Genomic DNA, 23,546 nt, shown 5'->3' with positions numbered 1-23,546 from the left:
AAATATGTTTTGGAAATTTCAAATTACTCTTTCTTTATGTGTATAAACATTAAAACTGTTTCCCCTTAAAAACCCAATAAGAGTAACTCCAGCTTCCTCTGCAATCTGAACGGCTAAACTTGTAGGTGCAGAAATTCCACAAATAATTGGTATACCAGCTTTTATTCCCTTGCTTACAATTTCATAGCCCAATCTTCCACTAACTTGCATAATGTAATTACTTGCCGGTATTTTTCTCTCTAATAATAATCTTCCAACTAACTTATCTACGGCATTATGTCTTCCAACATCTTCATATAAATAATTTAACTCCCCAGAAGTAGTAAAAAGGGCAGCAGCATGTAGCCCTCCAGTAATCTTAAATACCTCTTGATTCTCCTTCAATTTTTCTGGTAAGGAGAATATGACGTCCCTACTTACTCTAGTATTGCATTTTAATATATTAAGTGTATAGAGGAATGCTCTACCACATACACCACAACTAGAATTTACAATCATATCACGTACTTTAACCTTTAAAGGTTTATTTAACCTAACTTCTACCACATTATCGCTCTTTATCGAGACTGACGAGACATCATCTATTGTATCTATAACTCCTTCCGAATACAAAAAACCTAAAACTAATTCCTTATCATTACCTGGAGTTCTCATAATAATTGCAAAAGTTTGACAATCATCATAGCAAGTCCTAACTTCTAATGGTTCTTCTTCTGCTACGAAATCATCTTCTACTACCTCTGTTTCATTTCTAATCTTAAACACCTTAACCCTCTTTACTTGCACTTCCAATCGCCTTAAGAATCTTTAGTACAAGATATATCCCCTTTCTAACATCTGGGTCATTTAACATCCTTATTATATCTGCCATATGTATCTCGCCAGTTTCTTCTTTGCCATTTAGTATAGCATAAATTAAGTTCAGATTTCTTATTAAGTTATTATTCTCTTCTACCATAAATTCCAGATTTTGATCTATATTTTCTATTACTCCAACAAGGAATGGTAATATGCCAGATTTTTGAAGTCCCTTTAGTAATCTAAGGAAGTTATTGATTGCCTCTTGGTTTTTTATTAATTCCTCAATTAGTCCGTCAATGGTTTGAATTCTTCCCTCTTCCATTTTTTCTCCACCTCTATTCCAAATTGTCTCTTTCTTTCATTAATGTGGAATCTCCAATTATCTTTTGGTAATGGTGTCTCATTCCCTTCAGATATTTTTTCAATAACAACTGGTGTATCTTTATACGCTGGAGTACCAGTCACTTTATCTATTACATTACCAGTTAGATTATTAACCCCTTTTGATGGGTCTGAAGCATAAAGTGGGATGAATATTTCATCTCCTTGAACCCTTTCGCTTACTAAAGCTCTACCCTTAATCTCTCCTCCGAATTTAGATTTGACAAGTATTAAATCTCCAGTTTTTATTGAGTATTTTTGCGCTAGTTCTTTTGATATTTCTATGAAAGTCTCAGGTACTTTTCTCCTTAAGCCCTCTACTCTTCTAGTCATATTGCCTACGTGGAAATGTTCAAGGACTCTTCCAGTATTTACTGTAATCTTATGCACATCATCTTGTAATTGTGGTGGTTTCCATTCTAACGGATATAGTATTGCTTTACCATCTGGAGTTGCGAAAGCATTAACATACAACAACGGTGTATCAGTTCCGTCTTCATTAACTGGCCATACTAGACTCTTAAAACCTTCAAGTCTATCATATGTTACACCAGCGAAAATTGGGCATAATCTTCTTATTTCTTCCATTATTTCAGCTGGTGACGAATAGTTCCAATTTGCTCCTAAAGCGTTAGCAATCATTTGAATTATTTCCCAATCTGGTTTTGAGTCACCTAACGGATCAAAAGCCTTGTATATTCTTTGTATTCTTCTTTCTGTATTAACAAAAGTACCTTCCTTTTCTAGTGAAGCAGCCGCAGGTAACACAACGTCAGCTAATTTTGCAGTCTCAGTAAGGAACATATCTTGCACTACTAAGAAATCAACTTCTTCTAATGCTTTCCTAGTTAATGGAGTACCACAATCTACCATAACTGTATCTTCTCCTACAATGTAAAGTGCGTGTATTTTACCCTCAAGCACTCCCTCAATCATCTGCGGTATCTGTAATCCTGGCTTTCTGTTCAATTTTACTCTCCAAGCTTCTTCAAATTTCTCAAAGGTTGCATCATCAAATTTCTGGTAACCTGGGAAATAATTAGGCAAGCATCCGAAATCACTTACACCTTGAACATTATTGTGCCCTCTCATTGGGAAAGCTCCACTACCAGGTTTACCATAATTACCAGTTATTAATAGAAGGTCGGATATTATAGTTGATGTATCTCCACCCCCAAGATGTTGAGTAACTCCCATACCCCAAAGTATTGCTACACTTTTAGCTGAATGTATCATTTCAGCTAATTTAATTATTTGATCTTTAGGAACTCCAGTAGTACTTTCAACATAATCTAGAGTAAAGCCTTTAATAGACTCTTTAAACTCTTCAAACCCCTTCACCCTTTTACTAATAAATTCCTTATCCTCCCATCCTTGATCAATTATATACTTAGCAACAGCAGCTAAAACAGCAGCATCCGTTCCGGGTTTTGGTTTAATGAATAAATCAGCCCAATCAGCAATCTCATGTTTTCTAACGTCGATAACTACCAATTTTGCCCCTCTAATCTTCTTAGCTCTCTTAATCTTACTTCCAGCTACAGGATGACTTTCTGTTGTATTATGCCCTACAATAATTATTAAATCAGCATTTTCAATATCCTTAAAAGTACCAGAATCTCCACCTATTCCAACAGTTCTCCAAAGCCCAATAGTAGCTGGAGCTTGGCAATATCTGGCTGAATTATCAACATTATTAGTTCCTATTACTGCCCTAGCTAGTTTTTGTAACAAATAAGCTTCTTCATTAGTCATCTTATCAGATGCTATAAAACCAATTGAATCCGGACCATACTTCTCTTTTATCTCCTTTAATCTTCTTGCTATATAATTAATTGCCTCTTCCCAGCTTGCTTCTCTAAAATGGTCACCTTCTCTAATAAGAGGTTTAGTAAGTCTTTCTGGGCTATTAACAAAATCCCAACCGAACTTACCCTTAACACATGTTAAAATACCATTGGCTGGAGATTCTGGTTTAGGTTCTACTTTAAGTATTTTTCTTCCTTTGGTCCAAACTTCAAAAGAACAACCAACACCACAGTAAATGCATACAGTCTTTGTTTTCTTTATTTGTGAAGACCTAGCTTTAGCTTCAATCTCACTAATTTGCATTAGTAGATTAAAATTATCTTCAACTTTACCAATAGAATCTATTATTTTCTTCTTTACTTCTGGGTTTAGCCACGTGAAATATCCTGCTTCTCCTAACATAGATTTCTCCATTAACGCATTTACTGGACATACTGTGACACAAGTTCCGCAATTTACACAAGACGAATTACCTATCGGATTCCCATTATCCCAAACTACTCTTGGCGGATTTAAATCCCAATTTATCCAAATTACTTCATTAACAGCAAAATCTTGGCAAGCTTCAACGCACCTACCACAAAGAATACATTGTGAGGGATTATATACGTAAAATGGTCCAGAGTCATCAATTGGATATGGTTTCTCTATGTATTGCTGAGAATTTATTCCTAATTTAATTACAGCTTCATGAAGAGGACAATCACCATTATTATTTTCACAGACCGTACAATATAATTTATGATATTTGAGTATTCTTTCGACTGCTTTCTTTCTTGCATTTACAGCCCTTTCACTATGTGTAACAATATTCATTCCATCAGTTACTGTTGTACTACAAGCTCTTACAAGTTTTCCATTAACCTCTACTAAGCATGTGTCACAACTCTGTATTGGTATTAATCCTTCATTATAGCATATGTGCGGTATATAGATATTATTTTCTCTTAGAAGATCTAATATGGTAATATTAGATTTCTTTAAACTAATCTCATTACCATTTAATTTTACAATCACAGCTTTATATTCGTATTATTTTCTTATAAACGTGAGTTAAATAAACTATTGAGTATTCTTATACTGCGGAAGTTTTTAAATAATAAAAAAGAGATGATATAAATTATTTATATTTAATGATATTTTGATGATATTAATACATAAATTCATATATATAACGGTAAAATACAGAATTAAAAACTAGAGATTTTAAGTATTAAGATATAGATGATAATTTAATTAGGAGATAATAAAGCATTACTATTAAGTTAAAAATAGTCTTATTACTAGTATCTGGTTTAATCGTATATTAACTAATGTTTAGCTATATTTATCGTTGATTGATAAGAGAAGTAAAATAAGATATAGGAAAAAAGATGATTCTATTATGCTGGAATTAACTCATAAGTAAGGTAATTTTCTGGTTCTCTTTTAGTAATTCTTAGTTTAACTTTCATACCAACCTTAACTTCTTTAGAATTAACCCATGCAGTTACGTTAATACCATTTTTCATCTTTGCAATACCAACAATATAATCTTGATAATGTGAGAAAGATGGAGGTTTAACATTTATAATAGTATATGCTACTAATTCTCCTTCATCCGGCATCTCTACCCATTCGAGTCCACTAATTTTACATTTAGGGCAATCATCTTGTGGCGGGAAATAGATCGTGCCACATTTATTACATTTTGTTGCTAGAATTTTACCTTCTTTAAGACCTTCAAAGAATTTTTGAACCTTCTTTATGGGTATCTGATATCTTAATGTCATTTCTCTTACGTCTATCCATAATGGGTTCCCATTCTTATCTTGAATAATTGGCATTCCGTACATTTGAACAACTTGATCTAAAGATGAAATTAATTGAGAAATTTGTTGTTGTAATTTTTCTCTTACATCATTTATAGTCATGAGGATGGCCTCCTTGTCGAGAATATTGTCACGTATGCGTAGTGTCCTGTTCCTCCCACATTGTGTGAAATACCCATACCATGCTTTACATTAACCTGTGTACCCTTAGGAGCTCTATAAAGCAACTGTCTTGTTATAGCTACAGCCATACTAATACCGGTAGCGCCAATAGGGTGTCCTTTAGCTTTTAACCCACCATCAACATTTACTGGTATCTTCCCACCGATATACGTCTGTTCTTCTCTAGCTAATAGATATCCCTCACCTCTCTTAGCAAAACCCAAATCTTCATAAGCCATTATTTCAGCAATAGTGAAACAATCATGAACTTCAGCGACATCAAAAAACCTCCAAGCCTCATCAAAATTAATACCAGCCCTAGAATATGCTTGTTGAGCTGCTAAATAAGCAGCTTCTATATGTGTAAAATCTGTTCTCTTACTTAAGTTTGCTGTACCACTAGCAACACCTTGTGACACAATCCAAACTGGGGAATCAGTAATTTTCTTGGCAACTTCTTCAGATGCTAAAACTACAGCGGCAGCACCATCAGTGATTGGGGAAGAGTCTAATAATTTCAACGGATATGCTACTGGTTTAGATTTAAGATATTCATCCATTGTAATTTCTTTTTGGAATTGTGCATATGGATTTCTTGCCCCGTAATGGTGACTTTTTATAGCAATTTTACCTAAGTCTTCTTCTTTTGCTCCATATTTAGCCATATAAGCTGAAGCATGGAGAGCATAATAGCCCGGAAATGTTAATCCGAAATTCTCAAATTCCCAGAAATAATCACCAGCTCTTCCTATTAATTCAACAACTTGGGGATTAGGAGACTGATGCATTTGCTCAACGCCAACAGCTAAAGCTATATCAGCTTCACCAGATTTAATTGCTAAATAAGCATCTCTTAGTGCTGCACTACCCGTAGCGCATGCGGCTTCAACTCTCATAGTCCCTTTAGGAGTCAAATCTGAATATTCTCCAACAACAACTGCTGGTAATTCTTCAGCACTCCAACTTCCAACATTTCCTACAACAAAATACTGAATATCCTTTTGATCTAAATTAGCTTCTTCTAACGCTTGTTTTATAGCCTCCCATGCTAATTCTTGAAGGTTTACGTCAGTCCTAACGCCAAACTTAGTATGCCCAGTACCTATGATTGCTACATTTCTCATTTTCACACCTACATACTCTTATTAGCCAAATCTCTTAATATTTTTTTGTCTATCTTATTTGTTGAGGTAAGAGGCATTGATTGTATGAAGATGAACTTATCTGGAATCCACCACTTTTGGATCTTCCCTTGGTTACTCATTTCGAGTAAGAAGTTCCTTAATTCTTCTTCAGTAATTGGCTCTTTAGGAACGATAAATGCTATAGGTCTTTCACCCCATTTTTCGTCCTTTCTACCTACAACTGCTACTTGTGAGACCTTAGGATGTAATGATATTACATTTTCTAAAAGTAATGACGGAATAAATTCACCACCACTTTTTATTGCATCTTTCTCCCTATCTACAATATGTACGTAGCCATACTCATCAATATAACCTAAATCTCCTGTGTGAAGCCATCCACCTCTCCATAAAGCTTTAGTCTTCTCTGGGTCTTTATAGTACTCTTTTGTAAGCCAAGGACTTCTTACAACTATCTCACCTATTTCATTTACCTTCTTCTCCTCACTAGATACTGGGTCAACTATCCTTAACTGGACTAAGGGTATAGGAGTTCCAGCAGTTATTTGTTCTAGGAATTTTTTATTTTCATCTAAGTTTTCTACTAATGAATTGTAATAGCCAACTGTAAGCACTGGGCAAGTCTCTGATAATCCATAACCGCAAATTACTGTAATACCCAGTTCTTTAGCCTTCCTTGCTAACCCTTCTGGTAGAGCCGATCCACCTATAATGACTTTCCATCTCTTAAATACATGTAAATAGTTTTGTGCCTCTGGATGAGTAATTATGAAATATAATATGGTAGGCACCATAGCTGAGAAAGTAACTTTTTCCTTATCCATTAGTTTTAGTATAAGACCATAATCATATTTCCCCGGTAAAACGTATTTAATCCCAGACAACATAAACACGTAGGGATATCCCCAAGAATGTACATGAAACATAGGCACTAATATTAAGTAAACATCACTGGTTGTTACGTTTAAAGGTGGTCTCGCACCTACTAAGCTTACACTTAACGCATGAAGAACAAGTTTTCTATGCGTAAACCAAACACCTTTAGGGTCACCAGTAGTACCGGAAGTAAAGAATATAGTAGCTCTACTATTTTCACTAACTTGTGGTATTTCTGAAGGCTCACTACTATCAATCAATTCCCAAAAATCTGCATCAGAAATCTTAGACCTAACTTTCTCTTTACTATCACTATATGTTATAATTTTCATTCCCACTGGAAGAAGATTCCTAGCTTTCTCTAATAAGGGTAAAAACTCATCCCTAACAATTAAATATTTATCTTCAGCTTGTAATATAGTCTTCAATATTATTTCTGGCGGGTATCTTATATTAACTGTATGCAAAACAGAACCTAGCATAGGAATAGCATAGTAAGAATGAAGATAAACGTCTGTATCCCAATCTATAACACCTACAGTCTCGCCCTCTTTAACACCTAATCTTCTCAATCCGCTCATTAATCTTCTTACAGAATCTGTAAAAGATGAAAAAGTATACCTTCTAACATCCCTATACACTATTTCTCTATCTGGGAAGCTTTTCACTCCAGTGTCTAGAATCTTATCTATTGTCAATTCATATTCGTAATATTCACTCATATAATGAAAATTGAATTGACAATTAATAAAGCTTTTTACCCAAACTAATTAATTATAATTTAATACCCAATAGCCTTCTTGCTGTCTCCTTAACTATAGTAAGTTTCTGTATATCATTTGTCCCTTCGTAAATTTTCATAACCTCTACATCTCTTAACAGTCTTTCAACTCCAGTAGAAGTAGCAACACCATAACCTCCGTGCACAGTAATGGCTCTAATTGCCACTTTCTCAGCTATCTCAGTCGAATAATATTTTGCCATTGAAGCAGCTACTATAGCCTCGTTCTCTAATCCCTTATCAAAAAGTGTAGCTGCCCAATAAGTTAAAAGTCGCGCAGTATTCACTTCTGTTAATGACTCAGCAATCTTTTCTTGGACCAACTCAAACATTACTATAGGTTCTCCAAATGCTATACGTTGGCTAGCATAACTTACCATTTTCTCTAAAGCAGCCTGAGCAACACCTAATGCTTGTGCAGCAACACCAACTCTAGTTCTATCGAAAGTTGCCATTGCATATTTAAAACCATTTCCCTCTTCACCTACAATATTCTCCTCTGGTATTTCTACATCTTCGAATATTAATTCTGCAGTATTTGAAGCCTTTAATCCTAAGGTATCAATTCTGCTAACAACTTTAACCCCTTTCCACTCCCTCTCCACTACGAACATTGAAATTCCTTTCCATCTAGCTTTAGGATCGGGTGGAGAAGTTCTTGCGGTAACAACGTAATAATCTGCTATACCGCCATTAGTTATGAAGATCTTTCTCCCATTAAGTATGTATTTTCCATTAATTTTCTTTGCTGTACTTTGCATCCCAGCAACATCAGATCCAGCACTAGGCTCGGTATTAGCTAATGCAGCAACTTTATCTCCTCTAGCAACGGGAGGAACATATTTCTTCTTTAACTCCTCTGACCCAAAAAGCAATATTGGAGTTGTAAATAAAGCACCAGCTGCAACTCTAGTGGCAAAAGAAGCCCATATTCTAGATATTTCTTCTTGTGCTATGGCAGACATTAAAGTATCTCCACCTTGGCCTCCATATTCTTCTGGTACAGTTATACCATAAAGACCTAATTCTTTAGCTTTTTCTAATATTTCTCTAGGTACTTCTCTCTGTGCTTCTCCTTTTTCCACATAAGGGGCTACATCTCTCTCCATAAACTCCCTTACAGCTTTTCTGAATAATTCATGTTTTTCTGAAACCTCTACAGAGAAGACTTCCGCTGACTTAAATGGCAAGACCATAATTAGATATAACAAGCTATAAATAAAAAGTTTCTTATCTTATCTAATTTTCACAACGGCTCTTCCAAAAACTTTTCTATTTACTAAATCCATGTAAGCTTGATTAATATCATTTAGGTTATATTGTCTATATATAGGAACTATCTTGTTATCATGAATTAACTTAGCTGCTTCTTCGTATTCCTTCTTAGTATAAGAAGCTGATCCTATAATCTTCTGCTGTCTCATAATAGATAATGCCGGTCTACTCAATGTTATAGGTTCCCCTTCCACATTCCCTATTAACACTAAAGTCCCTTCTTTATTGAGAGCTCTTAAAGAATCATTTATCGTCTTTGCTCCAACTAGCTCGAACACAACATCAAATTTATAGCCCTTAACATCACTTATTGCATACTCAGTAAATTCCTTGACTTTATCTATTTTAGATGTTAACGCATATACCTCCCTTACTCCTAAATACTTCAGATATTGAATTAAATGAATCCCTACTCCTCCACCCGCACCAGTAACTAAAACTTTACTTTGATCATTTAGTTCAACCAGCTTTGTAGCATGAATTGCTGTAGCTACTGGATCTAGTGCTGCTGCGTATTTTTCAAACTTCTCATCTGGTAAAGGTATTAAATTACTTTCTGGAACTATAACTTCTTCTGCATAACCTCCACTATAGTTCTGGTTTTCACCTATAATTATAGCATTATCACAGAGATTTTCTTTTCCGTTTCTACAGTATTCACATTTCCCACAATATATGTTAGGATATACGGCTACAGGTTTACCGTTATAGTAACCGACAATTTCATGACCTAAAATTATGGGTGTTTTTAAGTTTCTGAATCCGCCTTTCCAAATAACAATATCCCTTCCGCATATACCAGTTGCTACTACATTTACTTTAACACCCACACCTCTGGGTTGCGAGTCCTCTATTTTAAAACTCTCATTAAAGTTATAGAGAACAGCTGCCTTCATAACTTATATTAAAGTCGAAATGTATAAAAATGTTTTTACTCTGCCTCTGAGCCATTGTAGTACTTACATTTCCATGAGCTTTTAACGTCTGTAAAATTAATTTAGTGCACATACGCGTAGTATATCGGATTGTACCAAGTGAAGACATTATGTTACTCTAATTTTGATCGTATACATTCGTTTGTTGCTTTTATCATATTCTGTATTGTAGTATCTAATAATGATCCTACCATAGATACAGCGAAACCCTCATAATTATAGTGAGAAGTCCATGAAATCTCGTTATTTTGTAATTTATATACAGTTTTTATATTAATTATAGCTCCAGGACCGTTTATTTTTATTTCGTATTCATAAGTATCTCCACTTTGCTTAAATGTTACTAATTCGCCATCAGCCGTTACGCTAAACCCTCCAACTTGGGCATCTAACTTAAATCTCTTATCATTAATATCTTTTACATTTGGTATACAACTTATAAAATTTTGATAATTTTCAAAAAACTTCTTAACATCTTTACTTGTGCGAAAACCTCCTTGAATAGACATATCTACAATTTGGAAATCCTAAAATAAAAATTTTTATCAAACTACCTATAGTGTCTCAATTGAGGAAAATCTCTGAAAATACCAGATGCTAAAAGGAGATTTTTACTTTTTTATATAGAAAATTTTTTAATCAATCGGATTCTTATCTAATCCTATTGAAATAAATTGAAATCGTAACGGATCCTTGAATCGCCACAATACCATGAAACTATTTACTTAGGTTTAAGTAAATTTTCTATTATCTTATTAGCTTCAGTTATGACGTGATTGGGTATTTCATCATTATTCCAAACTACATATCTCTTTCCTAATATCTCACTAATCCCAATTAACACATACGAAAGAACCTCAGGATCTACGTTAATTATCTCTCCTCTCCTCATGGCTTCACTTAATCCAATAGAGTACCTTTCCGCTAATTTAGTATAATGCCAAATTAACATATTTGGCCTATGAACATGAGCCTCAATAAACAACTTGTAATAGTCTTTGTTTTCCCTTATCCACTTTAAAAATTCCCTAATCCCTACCTTTTCTTTTTCTATTCTGCTTTGAATGTTTTCTGTTTTTATCTTCAAGTAATATCTCATTTCCCTATTAGCTTTTCTCATTAGTTCATCAAAGAGTTCATATTTATTATTAAAATAGTAGTAAAATACGCCATAAGCTACATTAGCTCTTTTTGTAATGTCAGATACAGATGTGTTCATAAATCCTTTCTCTTCAATTACTTCTATTGAAGCTTCTAAGATTTTTTCTACCGTTTCAATCCCTTTTCTTGTCTTGGGTATTCTCATATCTTTTCTTTATTATACACCAACAAAATAAAAGCTTTATTGACCTGTAAGATTATTTATTATAAAAATTATTAAAATTAAAAATTGACACTTCAATCGACTTTGAAAAAAGTTCATTTTTATTGTATAAACGGTAACAACCAGTTTTACGTCGTAAAATATTTAATCTGACTCGAAAAAGTAATAAATAATGATAGATCCAAAAATAAAAAAATTATTGGAATCAACTATTCAACTACCTATTGGAAAGGCATCGATCGAGGAAATAAGATCGCTCTTTAAACAATTTTCATCCCTTACACCAAGAGAAGAAGTAGGGAAAATAGAAGATATAACTATACCGGGTAGTGAAACAAATATAAAAGCTAGAGTTTATTACCCTAAAACACAAGGTCCTTACGGGATTTTAGTTTATTACCATGGTGGAGGATTTGTTCTCGGTGATGTTGAAAGTTATGATCCATTATGTAGAGCCATAACTAACTCTTGTCAATGTGTTACAATTTCAGTGGATTACAGACTTGCACCGGAAAACAAATTTCCAGCAGCTGTAATTGACTCATTTGATGCGTTAAAATGGGTATATAATAATTCAGAAAGATTCGGTGGAAAATACGGAATAGCTGTTGGTGGTGACAGTGCTGGTGGCAACTTAGCTGCAGTAGTTTCCATCTTATCAAAGAAAGAAAATATTAAACTAAAATATCAAGTTCTTATATACCCAGCAGTAAGCTTTGATTCAGTAACAAAGTCCTTTTACGATAATGGAGAAGGGTACTTCTTAACTAGGGAGCATATAGAGTGGTTTGGTCAACAGTATTTGCGTTCTCCGGAAGATTTACTAGACTTTAGATTCTCCCCAATATTAGCAGATTTAAGTGATTTACCTCCAGCATTAATAATAACAGCTGAGCATGACCCGTTAAGGGATCAAGGAGAGGCTTATGCTAACAAACTTCTACAATCTGGTGTGCAAGTTACGAGCGTTAGATTTAATAATGTAATTCACGGGTTCGTTTCATTCTTTCCGTTCATTGAACAAGGTAGAGATGCTATAGGATTAATAGGATATGTATTAAGAAAAACGTTTTACGGAAAATAGTTTAGAATTTTAATCCTCCTTTAAGACTTTCACCAGAATCTATTACGAATGTTTGGCCTGTAAGTGATTCTATTTTTAAAATTGTAGTAGCTAGTTCTGCAACATCCTCTGCTTCAAGTAGTTTTCCCATAATCGTAACTTTTTCAGCAAACTCTTTTTCAGTAATACCTAAGAACTTATACATGCTTTCCCCCAATTTAGTCTTAACAAACCCCGGTGCAATAGCGTTTACTCTAATTTTAGGTGCTAATTCTAATGCTAAATACTTAGTTAACGTAATTACCGCACCTTTCATAGCACCATAAATTGATAAACCGTAAGCGGGAACAATCCCAGCAACTGATGCTATATTCAATATTTCACCCCCTTCCCTTATTTCCTTAGCAAATATCTGAGAACAGTAAATTACCGATAAAAGGTCAGTAGAAACATGTTTTTCAATAAGCTTATCATCAACGTTAATAAAAGGAGAAAATAACCCAATACCTGCATTATTTACTAAAATATCCACTACCTTATAAGCTTCGAGAGTCTTCTTAAGTAATATTTCACATCCTTCCCTTGTTGATACATCAGCCAATACTCCTATTGCTTCGCCACCTTGGTCTTTAATCATTTTAATTGTCTCATTCATCTCTTCAACTCTTTTCTTAGCATTCACCACTATTAGGGCTCCTTCAGTTGTTAATCTTAATGCTAGTGCCCTACCTATTCCTCTACCGGAACCAGTTATGACTACAACTTTATTTTTTAAAGAGTACATAAGAAGATGTAGGAAAGAGAGAAAAAATACTTTATTCTCCTTTAAATTCTGGCTTTCTCTTTTCTAAGAAAGCTCTTACTCCCTCTTGTACATCTTTAGTTGTAAACAGTAGTCCGAATAAACTCGACTCTAAATACTCTCCACTAAATATATTAGCCTCATAACCTAATTCTATAGCCAATTTTGCGGCTAGCAGTGAGAGCGGAGATTTCTCAGCCATTTTAAGAGCTATTCTTCTCACCTCATCCTCAAATCTATTTGTAGGTACTACTAAATCAACTAATCCCATTTCGTATGCATCTTTCGCAGACACCATATCACCAGTATAGATAAGTAATTTAGCTCTCCCCTTCCCTACTAACCTGGGTAACCTTTGAGTCCCACCAGCTCCTGGAATTATTCCAAGATTTATTTCTGGTTGACCAAGCATAGAATTTTCAGATGCAATTCTGATATCACATGCCATAGCAATCTCTAACCCACCACCTAAAGCATAACCATTAATTGCCGCAATAACTGGTTTTGTATAAAACTGAATCTTATTAGTTAACTCACGTAAACTTCTAAATCTTATTACATCTATTGGCTTTAACGTCAAGAAAGATGTTATATCAGCTCCAGCTGAAAAAGCCCTACCACTTCCGGATAAAATTACAACCCTTACCCTACTGTCATTTTCTAGCTCATCTAATGCTTTATTTAATTCCCCTATTAGTTCCATGCTTAACGCGTTAAGCCTCTCTGGTCTGTTTAATATAATCCATGCTAATGGTGGTTCAATACGAATTATTAATGTATTTAACTTTCTCTCCTCAACTTTTCCATACTCATAAAACCCTGATCCGCTTTTTACACCTAACTTTCTCTCGTTAATCATATTCAGTAATAGGCTATCTGGTTCTTCAATTGAAAGAGATTTAATTGCATTAACCACATTATCTATCCCTAACTCATCAGCATACTGGAAGATTCCTTTAGGAAATCCCAATCCTAATTTAACGCCTAAATCTATATCTTCTTTGCTTACTATACCTTGTCTTAGTAGTCTTGAAGCCTCATTAACCCCTAATGCAACAATTAACACCGGATCTAATTTATCAGCTAACTCCTTAGGTATTTCGGGCTTTGAATATTTACCCGGTGCAGGATATGAGTAAAATCCCTTTCCGCTCTTAACTCCTAATTCGTTCTTTTTAACCTTCTCCTCAAATAAAGCTGAACAAGGAGATTTTATCCCATATTCCTCTAAAGACTTAGAGACATAATAATTAACATCAATCCCAGTGTAGTCTAACAGCTCGAAAACACCCATTGGAAATCCTAGTTTATATCTAGCTACAGCATCAATTGTTAAATAATCAGCAATACCTCTTTGAAGTATAATACATGACGCCGAAATTATCTCCCCTAAAATTCTGTTCACTACATATCCTGGAACGTCCTTATTTATCATTATAGGAGTTTTACCTAGTTTTTTGGCTAACTCATACGTTATCTTTGCAGTCTCATCACTAGTCTTCTCACCCTTCATTACTTCAACTAATTGCATCAATACTGGAGGATTAAAGAAATGCATCCCAACGACTTTTTCCGGTCTTTTCGTAGCTTCAGCTATTTTAGATATAGATAAACTGCTCGTATTAGTAGCTAATATTGCGTGAGCAGGTAATAATTCATCAAGTTTAGAGAAGATTTGCCTCTTTAAATCTAATTTTTCTATAGCTGCCTCAATTGCAAAATCAGCGTCACTAACACTCTCATTTAGCCCTACAACAGTCTTTATCCTTGACACTATATTACTAGCACTTTCCTTTAGCTGTCCTTTTTCTTGGAGTTTATCTAAACTCCACTTAATTTTACTTAATGCATTATCCAGAATTTCTTGATTTATATCACTTAAATATACTTGATATCCAGCCATAGCGAACAGTTCAGCAATACCATGTCCCATAGTACCTGCTCCTACAACTAACACTTTTTCTAATTTCATGTGATATTAGATGTATCTAAAAGCTAAAAAATTATGCTAGTTACAAGAAAATATAATATATTTCTCTGTGTGATCGGCAAGTTACGATATTTTATCATGTTAATAGGTATGATCACCTAAAGTTATCAGTAAAAAGCTACACTTCATTGTTTGTAATTGCTATTACAACTTACAGTTTTCCCCAGTCCTTTCTAAAATTTTAAGCTTTTTATGCAATCTCTTGATGCATTATAAATAATAACTTCTAATAGTTAAATTCAGAAATTGTTAAAAATGCTTTTTTAAACCCTATTATAATACTTTAAATTATGTCAGAGAATACAGAAGGTCCTTATTTCGAGGATTTTAAAGTAGGGCAGAAATTTAAAAGTAAGATAGGAAGGACAATAACAGATGTTGATAATATTTGGTTTACTCTCTTAACTAATAATAGTAATCAAATCCATTTTAATAAGGACTATACAGAGAAATACTTCCCTGGAGAACCGTTTAAGGGGAGGTTAGTAGTAAATGGTTTTTTAACTTTAGCAATAGTTGCGGGAATGCTTGTCGAACAAACGAGTCAAAACGGTTTTATGTTAGGATTAGAAAATGTGAAATTCTTAAACCCGGTTTTCGCTGGAGATACGATCTATGCAGAAGCTGAGGTTACAGAGATTAGGGAATCTAAAAGCAGACCCGGTTTCGGAATAGTTAAAATAAGGACATGGGGATATAATCAAAGGGGAGAAAAGGTTGTGGAATTTGATAGAGTATTTATGGTTAGAAAGAGAGGGGCAAGTTGGACGGGAGAAAAGAAAGAATGAGTATTCCGTCTTCAACTAAACGAGGATGACAAAATGTATAGAGTCCTTGAGCTGGGAAGTAATATATCAGCACCTTTAATTGGGGAAATATTAGCTGATTTAGGATTTGAGGTAATAAAGGTTGAGCCTCCTCCTTATGGTGATGATAGGAGGAAAATTAATCCAGAGATAAATGGAGTTAGTATTTATTTTGCCAGTACAAATAGGGGAAAGAAGAGTGTTGTAATTAATCTCAAAACAAGTGAAGGTTACGAGATTTTCAAAAAGTTGGTGAAATCTGCTAGGATATTAATTACTAATTATAGGCCTTCTGCACTTAAAAAATTAAGAATAGATTACGATACTTTGAAGGAAATTAACCCCAGCTTAATATACTGTTCAATAACAGGTTATGGACCAGAGGAGGCTGATAAGCCAGCTTATGACGCAACAATATTAGCATTGAGTGGTCTAATGGATATGACTGGAGAAGAAAATGGACCTCCGGCTAAATTTGCAACCTCAATTACGGATATAATAACTGCTTTGATGGGTACTATACTCATCCTGTCTGCCTTAAATAAAGGAGAATCAATCTTTATCAACGTGCCAATGATCTATACCCAATTTTACTTAATGCTTGAAGATGCTTATATGTACTTAAACGTTGGAGCAATACCTAAGAGGATGGGTTCTGCACACAGATACTTAGTTCCTTACCAAGCGTTTAAGACAGCTGACGGTTATATTTTCGTAGCAGTTTTCACTGATGAGCAATATTCTAAGCTATGCAAAGCTCTAGGAAGAGAGGATCTAGAGAAATTCAATACTAACCAAAAGAGACTTGAAAATAGGGAGTATATAGTAAGTGAATTGCAAAAAATATTTGAGAATAATACTAAAGAATATTGGGTAAAATTATTGAGTGATGCTGATGTACCAGTAGCTCCAGTGCTTAACTTAGCTGAAGCTTTCCAAAGGTATGGTAATAGGTTAGTTTATGAGGTTAACGGGATGAAGTATATTAGGTTCCCATTTAATAAAAAGGAAACTGTTGCTCCACGGTTAGGTGAACATACTAGGGAAATTTTACTTGAATTAGGATATAGTAACGGCGAGATAAATAATCTAATTAAAAAAGGAGTAATAATGGAAGCGAGTAAACAAAGGTAATACTCAACTAACTAGAACTATAAATTAATAGAACTATTTTTATAAAACCTCTAATTAAAAAGATTCTTTTTCTAATAAGCAAGTTATATAATAAATTGATTTGAAATAATTTTTAAGCTAATTTCTATCTGTTATTTTTCCCAATTAGTATGATCTTGGAAGTCCTAGCATATGGTGAGCAATATATGCTAAGACTAAATTTTGTGATATGGGAGCTACCTTATATAGTCTAGTCTCTCTTAGTTTTCTTTCTATGCCTGTTTCCACAGCATAACCATAACCTCCATAAACGTCCATTGCTACATTCCCTGCTTCCCAAGCTATTTCTGCTGCTAGGTATTTCGAAATATTAGCATAGTTTCCAATTAGCTTAGCGTCCTTTTCTTCTTCAACTAAACTCAATCCCTCATTGAAATAACTTATAAGTGCTTGTAATTTCGCATATGCCTTAGCTATTGGAAATTGAACGCCTTGAAAACTGCCTATTGGTTTACCGAAAACTACCCTATTTTTCGCATAATCCACAGCCTTATTTATAAACCATTCAGCGTTACCTATCAGTTCAGCAGCTATCATAAATCTCTCAGTATTTAACAAATCCAGCAAATGGTAAAATCCCCTACCTACTTCTCCTATAACATTATCCTCTGGTATTTCTAAATTATCAATGAAAACTTCATATGCATCAGTATTTGACATAGTTTTAATCTCTCTCATTTCAATTCCCTTTCTTCCTTCCCTTAAATCAACTAGAAATAGAGTAATACCATCAGTCTTCTTTTCAACCCTTTCATAGGGCGTTGTCCTAGCCACTAATATCATAAAATCAGTGTATTTCAATCTAGAAATGAAAATCTTATGACCCTTTACAATATACTTATCTCCGACCTTTTCTGCAATAGTCTTTATTCTAGTACTATCAGATCCTACCTCTGGCTCAGTTAATGCTAATGATAATATCTTCCCACCTTTACCTATATCTTTAAAATATTTATCCTTCAACTTTTTATTTGAATGCCTTACAAGTAATGCTGTAGTGTAATATTGACCATGAACGAAATACGAATTCCCTCCCCTTACATTAATTAGGTAAAGGATTAAGCAAGCTAACCTAATATCTTTCCCTGCTCCTCCGTATTCTATAGGAATTAGTATTGATCCCAAACCTAAACTCATGAACTCATTAAAAAACTCCACTGGAAATTCTCTTTTTTGGTCTTTACTTAACCAATATGTTTCGTCATACTTCTTCATTAACTCATCTACAGTTGAGAGGATTAACTTCTCTTCTTCGTCTTTAGGCGAAAGTAACATAATAATATAATTATTAAAGTTTTATTATAAAGTTTTCCTAAATACAGTTTTTCTTATTAAGTGTGAAGAATATATAACTTTAGCTAAAATTGAATAGTTAATCAACTAGAATTGATAACATTTGTCAGTGGCTTATATATCTCATTAAAAAATTTTCCTAATATTTTTACATAAATACCGGATAAGATGGCTTTACAAAAATACACAAAAATTTATATATTAATGATAAATAATTAATTATATGGAAGATAAATCTAATTTGAAGCAGACTCCAGAGTGGTATGTAGCGAGAGTTGATAGGTTACCAACTTGGGGCTTAACATATGCGTTAATCTGGGCTATGGGTTTCTCATTTTTTATTACTTTATATGACGTAATTGATGTAGGTTTTGCTCTACCCTATATTCCTTTCGTTGTAACAGCGTCTCAAGCATCACTTATTGCATCTCTAGGTTTATGGGGATATGTAGTAGGCGCACCTCTGTTCTCTTATATAGCTGATGTCATTGGAAGGAGGCCTACTCTTATATTTACGGCATTATTTACAGCAATAGGAAGTTTTGGTGATGCGTTATCTGTTAATTATCCTATGCTAGCTGCATTTAGATTTATAACTGGAATGGGTATAGGTGCAGATCTAGTCCTTGTTATGACCTATATGGCAGAAATGTCTCCAGCACATAAAAGAGGCCAATATGTAAACTTAGCTTTTATAGGAGGATGGGCTGGAATAGGAATTGGACCCTTTATTGCGGCGTTAATTGTTACATCAATACCTAATATAGGATGGAGAATTACGTTCCTATTAGGAGCTGTATTAGCAGTTCTCGCTCTAGCTATTAGGGCCTACGCACCAGAGACTGTTAGGTTTTTAGCAATGAAGGGTAAGTTTAACGAGGCAGATGCATTGGTAAGTAGAATGGAGACAACTGCAATGAGTAGAGCTAATGTTAACAAATTACCTGAACCTCAAATTAAGACTTATAGCGTAAAAAATGAAAATCCGTTTAAAATATTGGCAAAGCCCAAGTACCTAAAGAGATTAATAACATTGTTTTTGCTAATGTTCTGGATTTATTTTATGGATTATCCATTCTTAGTTTTGCCACCTACCTGGGTAAAGGATATCCTAGGATATAGCGGGTCCCTATTCTCTTCTGCAGTATTCTACTTCGGATTAGCAGGAATAGGAGCTTTTTTAGGTTCAATATTATTAAGATTTATTATAGATAGATTTGATAGAAGAAGCATGACAATCTTCGGAGTTGTAGTCTATTTATTAGGTACTGGAATAATGGCAATCGGAGGAGTAGCAAGAAGTATACCAGTATTCTTTGCTGGTGCCTTTATTGCAGAACTTGTAGGAGTTGGATGGTATAATATATATTATCTACTATGTACTGAGAATTTCCCAACTAATGCTAGAGCTACAGGTTATGCTATAGCAGATGGGGTAGGTCATGCAGGTGGTGCTATAGGACTAATTGCTCTATTTCCGTTAATATCCGTTCTAGGTAATATAGGTGCATGGACTGTTCCATGGATACCTGCTGTAGCAGTTGCAATAGCAACACTCTTCGTGCTTCCCAAGACTGTGAAAGTAAGATTAGAAGAAGTAAATGAAGCAACAGACATATAGCATAATGTTTAACGTTATTAAAAATTTTTTATTATACTTCTTCCAAAGTAGTTATTCTTATATAGATAACATATTTAGAAATTTAATTTTATACAAGATTATTCTTTCTCATAATATTCATTAATGTGAGAGAATATATCATGAATATTTTGTACAATTTTTTATTAATTACAGAATAAAATAACTACATAAAAATACTCTTTAAATTGTCATTTTAAACAATTTAAATAACGTAGCAAAAACATGCAACTTTTATTCATTACATGTCACACCTCTAACAAACTTCTTAATAATAAGTTTAAGACATAATCTGCCATCTTTGATATTAATGTTCTCTCCAAGGAAAATTTCTCAGTTATAATAATGTTATTGCTATTAACTTATTCTCGGTCATTTCCAGCATAGTATCTCTCACTCCCTCTCTTCCTATCCCACTTTTCTTAAATCCTCCGAAAGGTAAGGAATCCCATCTCAGTCTAGTACTATCATTAATTATTGTAGCACCGAACTTTAACTCCCTAGCCATTTTAAGAGCCCTATTTACATTATTACTGAAGATTGCAGATTGTAAGCCATATTCGGTAGAGTTAGCAATACTAATTGCTTCTTCATCACTCTTTACCGAAACAATTGGAGCTATTGGTCCGAATATTTCGGTCTTCAGTACTAACATATCCAGATTAGCGTTAGTAACTAAACTTAATGGGAAGAAGTAACCAGTCTCCGGTCCTTTGTTAAGTACTTCAACATTACCTCCTTTCGTTTGTGCATCCTCTAAAGCTTTATTCAACTTCTCAACACTTTCTTGGTTTATTACCGGACCGACATCAGTATTTTCGTCTAGTGGATCTCCTATCTTAAGTGCCTTAACTTTCTCCTCAAATGCCTTAACGAATTTATCGTAAATTTCCTCTCTAACTATTATCCTTTTTCCAGCATTACAATTTTGACCAGCATATTCATATCTAGCCCTAACGGCTATTGAAGCAGCCCTATCTATATTTGCGTCTTCTAAAACTATAATTGGATCAGATCCACCTAACTCCATTATAATCCTCTTTCCTAAAGAGACAGCCTTAGAGGCTATTGCTAAACCAGTTTGTGTAGACCCAGTTAAAGTTATTAAACCAACTAATGGATGAGTTATTAACTCATCACCTATTTCACTACTATATCCAGTTACAACCCTAACTGCACTATCTGGAAGTCCAGCCTCTACAAGTATCTTCTTCATCTCTATTGCAGATAATGGAGTGCTTATGCTGGGTTTTACTACTACAGAATTGCCTACAGCTATTGCTGGGGCTACTTTATGTGCAAATGAATTTATAGGAAAGTTAAAAGGTAATATAGCAGTTACTACCCCTATAGGTTCCCTAGTACTAATTACTATCCTATTTTCATTTCCAGGTGGGTATTCATAAGCGTCAACCCTATAGTTTTTACCCTCTAATACTATTGCTGCCTCTTCAGCGGCTTGTCTAAATAACCTTGAGGCTCTCATTACCTCAACTCTTGAATCCTTTATTGGTTTTCCTGCTTCTATAGCTAATAATCTAGCTAACCTTTCTTGCTCCCTTTCCAAGATCTCAGATACTTTCCTTAGTATTGCAGTCCTTTTATATAATGGCATTTTAGATATACTCTCAAAACCCTTATGAGCTTCTTCTATTTCACCCCTAACCTCATCTCTACTCATTCTCTTTACAGTTCCTATTACTTTCAAATTAGAAGGAGACTTAATTTCTATGACTTCGCTCATTATAAAACCACGAATATTTTTATATCCTAAAGTTTAAAAGCTTATGCAAAATGTATATATTCGTTATTAGAGAAATTCTTAGGTAAAAATATTTTACAAGACGAGTTTAAGGCCAATATTAACTTATTCAAACCCAATATCAAATCATAGTTCGCGTTACTCTCAATATTAATAATAACATGTTTCATTTAGTGCTCTTACTGGACCATAGCTTTGGTAATTGAGAACATATCTACAAGGAGTAAAAGTAAGATCATAGTACTATGTAGATTTATATAACCCTCCATGAAATTATCAAATATGAGAAGCAAGGAGGATTACTTAAAGTCGCTTAGTGATGGAAGAAGAGTAATGTATCGAGGTAAATACGTTTCAAATATAGTTGAACATCCAGTGTTAAAAATATCTGCACTTCATGCATCAAAACTATTTGAATACCCAGAAAGGCTTTATGATGATTCCAAATACGGTAAAATAAGCAAATACTTCAAGGTACCAAAAACATCCCAAGACTTATTAGATAGACACAAACTAGTATACAATACAACAATTTTCTGTAATGGTATATTTAATATTTCACAAGCTATTGGTAGTGATGCTCTCTTTTCCCTAATGATAACAACTAAAAAATTAGATAAAAAGTACGGAAAAGACTATCACAGTAGGGTTATGAAATATTACGATTATGTGGTAAAAAATGATCTAACCTTAGCAACGGCACAGACTGATGTTAAGGGCGATAGGTCAAAAAGACCATCAAAACAGCCAGATCCAGATTTATATGTTAGAGTAGTTGATGTAAGAAGTGACGGCATCGTAGTTAGAGGGGCAAAAGCTCACACTACTCAAGCAGCTGTAGCTGATGAGATAATAGTTATACCAACAAGGGCTATGGGAGAAGAGGATAAGGATTATGCTATAGCCTTTGCCGTTCCTGCTAATACACCCGGATTAAAAATGATTGTAAGACCAATAGATGAGATTGAGGGAAACTCCTCATCAGTCTTAAGTGTAAAAGATTATGAGTTAGAGACGCTCACAATCTTTGATAACGTCTTCGTACCATGGGATAGGGTATTCCTTTTTAAGGAATACGAGTATGCCGGGACTTTGGCAAGACTATTTGCAACTTATCATAGGTTTACTGCAATTTCTTATAGAGCTGCTATGGCAAATCTTTATTTAGGTTCAGCAATCCTTTCAGCAGAAGCAAACGGAATATCGAACGAAAAACATGTGAGAGATGATATAATAGACATGATACTTTATAAAGAAATATTGAGGATGTCGGCAATAGCCTCGTCTGTTTACCCAGAAATTGATGAAGAAATTGCAATACCCAATTACATCTTTACTAATATAGGTAAGCTCTACACTAACACACATTTTCATGAGGTAGTTAAGGATTTAATTGACATAGCTGGAGGTATAATTTCGACATTACCCTCTGAAGAAGATCTTAAGAGTGATGAAGGAGAGGTTATAAATAAGTATTTGAGAGGTGCGATAGACGGTAAAGAAAGGATCGAAATTTTGAAATTTGTGAAGGAAATAGCCGGAAGTAGTTCTTTAGTAGGGTATTGGCTTACAACTATGATTCATGCTGAGGGTTCAATTGAGGCAAGTAAAATTGAACTATTTAGAAATTACGATTTTAATGAAAGTAAGGAACTTGTAAAGAAAATAATTTCAAGTTAAATGGGATTTTTTCCCGTTATATTTAAATTTGAGAATAA

At 34.2% G+C, this 23,546-nt stretch carries 19 protein-coding genes; 5 read left to right on the top strand and 14 right to left on the bottom strand.

What is annotated here, in order from left to right; genetic code table 11:
• Positions 1-18: 18 nt before the first annotated feature.
• From fdhD to D1869_RS14755, 10 genes are all read right to left on the bottom strand, one after another.
• Positions 19-786, bottom strand: coding sequence for a formate dehydrogenase accessory sulfurtransferase FdhD (gene fdhD, locus D1869_RS14800; RefSeq protein WP_156015812.1), 768 nt, complete (start codon positions 784-786; stop codon positions 19-21).
• Positions 767-1,123: a helical membrane plugin domain-containing protein gene (locus tag D1869_RS14795; protein WP_156015811.1), complete on the bottom strand. Its 357-nt coding sequence runs from the start codon at positions 1,121-1,123 to the stop codon at positions 767-769. The genes fdhD and D1869_RS14795 overlap by 20 nt, the downstream gene beginning before the upstream one ends.
• Positions 1,087-3,981, bottom strand: a complete 2,895-nt coding sequence (fdhF, locus tag D1869_RS14790; RefSeq protein WP_420856759.1) for a formate dehydrogenase subunit alpha — start codon at positions 3,979-3,981, stop codon at positions 1,087-1,089. Before fdhF ends, D1869_RS14795 begins: the two co-directional genes overlap by 37 nt.
• Before the next feature lie 392 nt (positions 3,982-4,373).
• Positions 4,374-4,904 carry a Zn-ribbon domain-containing OB-fold protein gene (locus D1869_RS14785; protein WP_156015809.1) on the bottom strand — a complete coding sequence of 177 codons (531 nt, stop codon included), beginning with the start codon at positions 4,902-4,904 and terminating at the stop codon, positions 4,374-4,376.
• Entirely contained in the window at positions 4,901-6,088 is a 1,188-nt protein-coding gene (locus tag D1869_RS14780; RefSeq protein ID WP_156015808.1) for a thiolase domain-containing protein, read from the bottom strand. Before D1869_RS14780 ends, D1869_RS14785 begins: the two co-directional genes overlap by 4 nt.
• A gap of 8 nt (positions 6,089-6,096) precedes the next feature.
• The gene (locus D1869_RS14775; RefSeq protein WP_156015807.1) at positions 6,097-7,707 is read right to left on the bottom strand and encodes a long-chain fatty acid--CoA ligase; all 1,611 of its coding nucleotides are present in this window, start codon (positions 7,705-7,707) and stop codon (positions 6,097-6,099) included.
• A 52-nt stretch (positions 7,708-7,759) separates the two neighbouring features.
• Positions 7,760-8,962, bottom strand: a complete 1,203-nt coding sequence (locus tag D1869_RS14770) for an acyl-CoA dehydrogenase family protein (protein ID WP_156015806.1) — start codon at positions 8,960-8,962, stop codon at positions 7,760-7,762.
• Between the two features lie 39 nt (positions 8,963-9,001).
• A complete protein-coding gene (locus D1869_RS14765) occupies positions 9,002-9,937 on the bottom strand; it encodes an alcohol dehydrogenase catalytic domain-containing protein (RefSeq protein WP_156015805.1) in 936 nt (311 codons plus the stop codon).
• A gap of 152 nt (positions 9,938-10,089) precedes the next feature.
• The gene (locus D1869_RS14760; protein ID WP_156015804.1) at positions 10,090-10,485 is read right to left on the bottom strand and encodes an SRPBCC domain-containing protein; all 396 of its coding nucleotides are present in this window, start codon (positions 10,483-10,485) and stop codon (positions 10,090-10,092) included.
• Between the two features lie 212 nt (positions 10,486-10,697).
• A complete protein-coding gene (locus tag D1869_RS14755) occupies positions 10,698-11,282 on the bottom strand; it encodes a TetR/AcrR family transcriptional regulator (RefSeq protein WP_156015803.1) in 585 nt (194 codons plus the stop codon).
• Positions 11,283-11,469: 187 nt separating this feature from the next.
• Here D1869_RS14755 and D1869_RS14750 point away from each other — a divergent pair, with 187 nt between their 5' ends.
• On the top strand, positions 11,470-12,384 hold the full coding sequence (locus D1869_RS14750; protein ID WP_156015802.1) for an alpha/beta hydrolase: 915 nt from the start codon (positions 11,470-11,472) through the stop codon (positions 12,382-12,384).
• A gap of 1 nt (position 12,385) precedes the next feature.
• Here D1869_RS14750 and D1869_RS14745 read toward each other — a convergent pair whose 3' ends face one another.
• Together D1869_RS14745 and D1869_RS14740 are read right to left on the bottom strand one after the other, a co-directional pair.
• Complete coding sequence (locus D1869_RS14745) at positions 12,386-13,147, bottom strand: SDR family oxidoreductase (protein WP_156015801.1); 762 nt, start codon at positions 13,145-13,147, stop codon at positions 12,386-12,388.
• Between the two features lie 31 nt (positions 13,148-13,178).
• A complete protein-coding gene (locus D1869_RS14740) occupies positions 13,179-15,137 on the bottom strand; it encodes a 3-hydroxyacyl-CoA dehydrogenase/enoyl-CoA hydratase family protein (RefSeq protein ID WP_156015800.1) in 1,959 nt (652 codons plus the stop codon).
• A gap of 308 nt (positions 15,138-15,445) precedes the next feature.
• Here D1869_RS14740 and D1869_RS14735 point away from each other — a divergent pair, with 308 nt between their 5' ends.
• Together D1869_RS14735 and D1869_RS14730 are read left to right on the top strand one after the other, a co-directional pair.
• Positions 15,446-15,943: a MaoC family dehydratase gene (locus D1869_RS14735; RefSeq protein ID WP_156015799.1), complete on the top strand. Its 498-nt coding sequence runs from the start codon at positions 15,446-15,448 to the stop codon at positions 15,941-15,943.
• A 33-nt stretch (positions 15,944-15,976) separates the two neighbouring features.
• Positions 15,977-17,095 carry a CaiB/BaiF CoA transferase family protein gene (locus tag D1869_RS14730; protein WP_156015798.1) on the top strand — a complete coding sequence of 373 codons (1,119 nt, stop codon included), beginning with the start codon at positions 15,977-15,979 and terminating at the stop codon, positions 17,093-17,095.
• Positions 17,096-17,239: 144 nt separating this feature from the next.
• Here D1869_RS14730 and D1869_RS14725 read toward each other — a convergent pair whose 3' ends face one another.
• Positions 17,240-18,409: an acyl-CoA dehydrogenase family protein gene (locus tag D1869_RS14725; protein ID WP_156015797.1), complete on the bottom strand. Its 1,170-nt coding sequence runs from the start codon at positions 18,407-18,409 to the stop codon at positions 17,240-17,242.
• Positions 18,410-18,650: 241 nt separating this feature from the next.
• Between D1869_RS14725 and D1869_RS14720 the strand changes: the two genes are divergently transcribed.
• Positions 18,651-20,048: an MFS transporter gene (locus D1869_RS14720; RefSeq protein WP_156015796.1), complete on the top strand. Its 1,398-nt coding sequence runs from the start codon at positions 18,651-18,653 to the stop codon at positions 20,046-20,048.
• 355 nt (positions 20,049-20,403) lie between these two features.
• Here the strand turns inward: D1869_RS14720 and D1869_RS14715 are convergent, their stop codons facing one another.
• Entirely contained in the window at positions 20,404-21,813 is a 1,410-nt protein-coding gene (locus tag D1869_RS14715; protein WP_184651001.1) for an aldehyde dehydrogenase family protein, read from the bottom strand.
• A 297-nt stretch (positions 21,814-22,110) separates the two neighbouring features.
• On the opposite strand from D1869_RS14715, the gene D1869_RS14710 reads away from it, so the two are divergent.
• Positions 22,111-23,508: a 4-hydroxyphenylacetate 3-hydroxylase N-terminal domain-containing protein gene (locus tag D1869_RS14710; RefSeq protein WP_156015794.1), complete on the top strand. Its 1,398-nt coding sequence runs from the start codon at positions 22,111-22,113 to the stop codon at positions 23,506-23,508.
• The last annotated feature ends 38 nt before the right edge of the window (positions 23,509-23,546 follow it).

This window comes from Sulfurisphaera ohwakuensis (assembly GCF_009729055.1).
Classification (GTDB): domain Archaea; phylum Thermoproteota; class Thermoprotei_A; order Sulfolobales; family Sulfolobaceae; genus Sulfurisphaera; species Sulfurisphaera ohwakuensis.
This window is presented reverse-complemented; position numbering and strand designations above follow the sequence as displayed.

Coding starts and splice junctions, on each gene's coding strand:
- D1869_RS14710 (WP_156015794.1), top strand. CDS start 22,111: ATGAGAAGCAAGGAGGATTACTTAAAGTCGCTTAGTGATGGAAGAAGA.
- D1869_RS14770 (WP_156015806.1), bottom strand. CDS start 8,962: ATGGTCTTGCCATTTAAGTCAGCGGAAGTCTTCTCTGTAGAGGTTTCA.
- D1869_RS14720 (WP_156015796.1), top strand. CDS start 18,651: ATGGAAGATAAATCTAATTTGAAGCAGACTCCAGAGTGGTATGTAGCG.
- D1869_RS14795 (WP_156015811.1), bottom strand. CDS start 1,123: ATGGAAGAGGGAAGAATTCAAACCATTGACGGACTAATTGAGGAATTA.
- D1869_RS14765 (WP_156015805.1), bottom strand. CDS start 9,937: ATGAAGGCAGCTGTTCTCTATAACTTTAATGAGAGTTTTAAAATAGAG.
- D1869_RS14780 (WP_156015808.1), bottom strand. CDS start 6,088: ATGAGAAATGTAGCAATCATAGGTACTGGGCATACTAAGTTTGGCGTT.
- D1869_RS14735 (WP_156015799.1), top strand. CDS start 15,446: ATGTCAGAGAATACAGAAGGTCCTTATTTCGAGGATTTTAAAGTAGGG.
- D1869_RS14755 (WP_156015803.1), bottom strand. CDS start 11,282: ATGAGAATACCCAAGACAAGAAAAGGGATTGAAACGGTAGAAAAAATC.
- D1869_RS14775 (WP_156015807.1), bottom strand. CDS start 7,707: ATGAGTGAATATTACGAATATGAATTGACAATAGATAAGATTCTAGAC.
- D1869_RS14725 (WP_156015797.1), bottom strand. CDS start 18,409: ATGTTACTTTCGCCTAAAGACGAAGAAGAGAAGTTAATCCTCTCAACT.
- D1869_RS14740 (WP_156015800.1), bottom strand. CDS start 15,137: ATGAAATTAGAAAAAGTGTTAGTTGTAGGAGCAGGTACTATGGGACAT.
- D1869_RS14745 (WP_156015801.1), bottom strand. CDS start 13,147: ATGTACTCTTTAAAAAATAAAGTTGTAGTCATAACTGGTTCCGGTAGA.
- D1869_RS14785 (WP_156015809.1), bottom strand. CDS start 4,904: ATGACTATAAATGATGTAAGAGAAAAATTACAACAACAAATTTCTCAA.
- D1869_RS14760 (WP_156015804.1), bottom strand. CDS start 10,485: ATGTCTATTCAAGGAGGTTTTCGCACAAGTAAAGATGTTAAGAAGTTT.
- D1869_RS14730 (WP_156015798.1), top strand. CDS start 15,977: ATGTATAGAGTCCTTGAGCTGGGAAGTAATATATCAGCACCTTTAATT.